A 3,319-nucleotide genomic window follows, 5' to 3' on the forward strand; every position below is an offset into this window, starting at 1 on the left:
GCTTGATCTACAGGAGTTTGCGTACTTAGACCCTGCCCCATAGGCATTTCTGAACCAGGTGCTTGATCTACAGGAGTTTGCGTACTTAGACCCTGCCCCATAGGCATTTCTGAACCAAGTGCTTGATCTACAGGAGTTTGCGTACTTGCACCTTGCTCCATCGAAACCTCTGAGCCCTGTATCTTTTCTGGCTGTTTTCTTACGGATATATCTTTGTTTGATAACTGCTCAGACACTGAAGAATCATCTCTACTTGATATTTCCGGTTCAATAACACGTCCTGAACCACCCATCATATTATAATTCAAATGAGAAATAGCCCACCAAGTTCCCCCAATAATAACAAAAACGCAAATAGCAGCAAACCACAACGCGCTTAAATTCCACTTGGCGTCTGGACCAGAATTCAAGTGCAAAAAGAAAACAATTTGTACTATAATCTGAATAATCGCCATCCCAATAAGATACGCAACCTTTGTACTAACTGCCCAACTTTCCATCATTCCATACATCACAGGAATAAAAGAACCCAAAGTGAAAAATACAGCCAGAATAAAACCAACCAAATAGGAACCAGTACTGGGACCATGTGTTTCATTTTGCACGCTCATCACAACGCTCCTAATAGATAAACCATGGTGAAAACACCAATCCATACAATATCAAGTAAATGCCAAAAAATGGAAAGACATGCTAAACGTGTTTTATTGTTCTGATCCAAGCCATTACGACGAAGATGAAAAAACATCACAACCATCCAAAGAAGGCCAACACTTACGTGAAGTCCATGGGTGCCAACCAAAGCAAAAAATGCTGACCAATAAGCAGAGAGAATTTCCCGTCCAAAAAGCTGTAAACCTGTTGCAGGATCAATACCCGCATAAGCATTTGGATCAAAATAAAAAACCTCACTCAAAAGTTCATGAAATTCGTAAAGTTCCATACCAATGAAGCAACACCCCAATCCAAAGGTAATAGCCATCCATAAACGCACACCACTGATGTTATTTTTATGTGCTTGTACCATTGCAAAGCCATAAGTGACGGACGAAAACAACAAGAAAGCAGTCTCAACCAAAACAAACTTTAAATCTATAAACTCACTGCCCGCTTTACCACCACCATAAGAAGCAGAAAATACAGCAAAACTTGAAAACAGTGTCGAAAACAGGATTAAGTCTGAAAGAATATAGACCCAAAAACCAAACGTCATTACCGAGCTACTATCGTGGTGAAGTTCATCTATAGTACTCGCGTTATTCATTGTTACAGCACTCATACTGTCACTCCTTGTTCTTTAAGAACAGCCGTAAAGGCATCTTCAGTTTTTTGCACTTCTTCAGCTGGAATATAGTAACCATGATGATCACCTGTTAATGAATGACACACAAGCGTTGCAATAAAACCAACCAGTCCAACCGCAACAAGCCACCAAATATGCCAAACAAGCGCAAAACCAACAACTAATGAGAAGAAGCCAGCAATAATTCCAGCCGATGTATTCGATGGCATATGAATTTTTGTAAATCCACTTGTCGGCCGTTGATAACCACTTTTCTTCATATTCCAATAAGCATCATCAGACTGTATCTTTGGAAGGAGGGCAAAATTATAAGAAGGAGGCGGTGAAGAGGTAAACCATTCAAGTGTACGTGCATCACCCCAAGAATCATTTAATGTTACCGGTAAGTGCCCTTTATGCTTAATACCGTACCAAATCGCCAAAACAACCTGTAGCACAAAACAAAGGATACCAAGTAAGATAATACAAGCACCCAATGCAGCAATAATAAACATCGGCTGCCAACTAGGTTCCATGTAATGCTGAAGACGACGCGTCGCCCCCATTAAACCAAGCGCATAAACGGGGAAAAAGGCAAGGTAAAAACCAATAAACCAACACCAAAAAGATGTAATACCTAGTATGCGATTTGGTTTATAACCAAAAACTTTTGGAAACCAAAATGCAATCCCCGCTAAGTACGCAAAAACCACACCTCCAATAATTGTATGATGGAAATGTGCTATCAAAAAGAGCGAATTATGAAACTGCCAATCAGCAGGAACAATAGATAATAAAACACCTGTTAATCCACCACCAACAAATGTAAAGATCATACCCATGCACCAAAGCATAGGAGGCTCAAAGCGAATCCGACCTCTATACATCGTAAGCAGCCAATTAAAAACTTTTACACCGGTTGGAACTGCAATAATCATCGTAGCAATACTAAAGAAGGTATTTACAGCTTCACCCCCACCCATTGTGAAGAAATGATGGCCCCAAACAAGAAGCGAAAGAATCAAAATAACCAACATGGCCCATATCATTGAAGTATAACCAAAGAGGCGTTTTGAAGAAAAAGTTGATACAACTTCAGAAACAATTCCAAAAGCAGGAACAACCAAAACATAAACCTCAGGATGACCAAAAACCCAAACATAGTTAATCCATACCATCGGATTTCCGCCACCAACATTGGTAAAGAAATTCATGTTCAAATAACGATCACATGCCAAGAGTGCAAATGCTACAGCCAAAACAGGATAAATGACTACAATAAGAACATTGCTGACAAAAGCACTCCAACAAAAAATAGGCATTCTCATCATTGTCATTCCAGGAGCACGCATTTTAATCATCGTTGCAATAAAATTCACTGATCCCATTGTTGTTGCAATACCAGAAAGCTGAAGTGACCATAAATAATAATCTACCCCTGTATCTGGACTCGTTTGCAATTCTGTAAAAGGTGGATACATCAACCAACCACCACGACCAAAATTCCCAACACCTAGGGATATGTTAATCAATATCGCCCCTGCAGCCGTAATCCAAAAACCTAGATTATTTGCAAAGGGAAAAGCAACATCACGCGCACCAATTTGAAGTGGTATAAGATAATTAAAAAGACCAAATAAAATAGGCGTGGCCATGAAAAAAATCATGATCGTACCATGCGCCGAAAAAATTTGATCAAAATGCTCAGGGGGCAAATAACCTGCTGTTTCACTCCCAAGAGCTAAAGCTTGATGCGTTCGCATCATAAGTGCGTCCGCAAAACCGCGAACAAGCATAATAATTCCAAGAACGATGTACATAATACCTATGCGTTTATGGTCAACCGTTGTAATCCAATTTCGCCATAGAATCCCCCACCACCCAAGTACTGTTAGAGCAATAACAGCAATTAAACCAACCAAAACAATCGCAATACATGTATACAAAACGATCGGTTCATGTGCAAGCGCATGAAAAGCACCTGCCGTAGGATCTGTAAGTCTTCCAAACATTTCTCAACCCATTTCAAATGAAATT

At 39.9% G+C, this 3,319-nt stretch carries 3 protein-coding genes; all 3 read right to left on the bottom strand.

The annotated features are described in order from the left end of the window. On the bottom strand, positions 1–611 hold a 611-nt coding region (gene cyoD / locus ACFIL3_RS04170), incomplete at its 3' end, for a cytochrome o ubiquinol oxidase subunit IV (protein WP_375681864.1). After that, positions 611–1,279 (bottom strand): cytochrome (ubi)quinol oxidase subunit III, encoded by a 669-nt coding sequence (locus ACFIL3_RS04175; RefSeq protein WP_375628427.1) that lies wholly within the window; start codon positions 1,277–1,279, stop codon positions 611–613. The genes cyoD and ACFIL3_RS04175, both read right to left, overlap by 1 nt. After that, positions 1,276–3,294 carry a cytochrome o ubiquinol oxidase subunit I gene (gene cyoB, locus ACFIL3_RS04180; RefSeq protein ID WP_375611433.1) on the bottom strand — a complete coding sequence of 673 codons (2,019 nt, stop codon included), beginning with the start codon at positions 3,292–3,294 and terminating at the stop codon, positions 1,276–1,278. Before cyoB ends, ACFIL3_RS04175 begins: the two co-directional genes overlap by 4 nt. Between the last annotated feature and the right edge of the window lie 25 nt (positions 3,295–3,319).

The sequence above is a fragment of the Bartonella sp. CE47NXGY genome (assembly GCF_042195415.1).
GTDB lineage: Bacteria > Pseudomonadota > Alphaproteobacteria > Rhizobiales > Rhizobiaceae > Bartonella.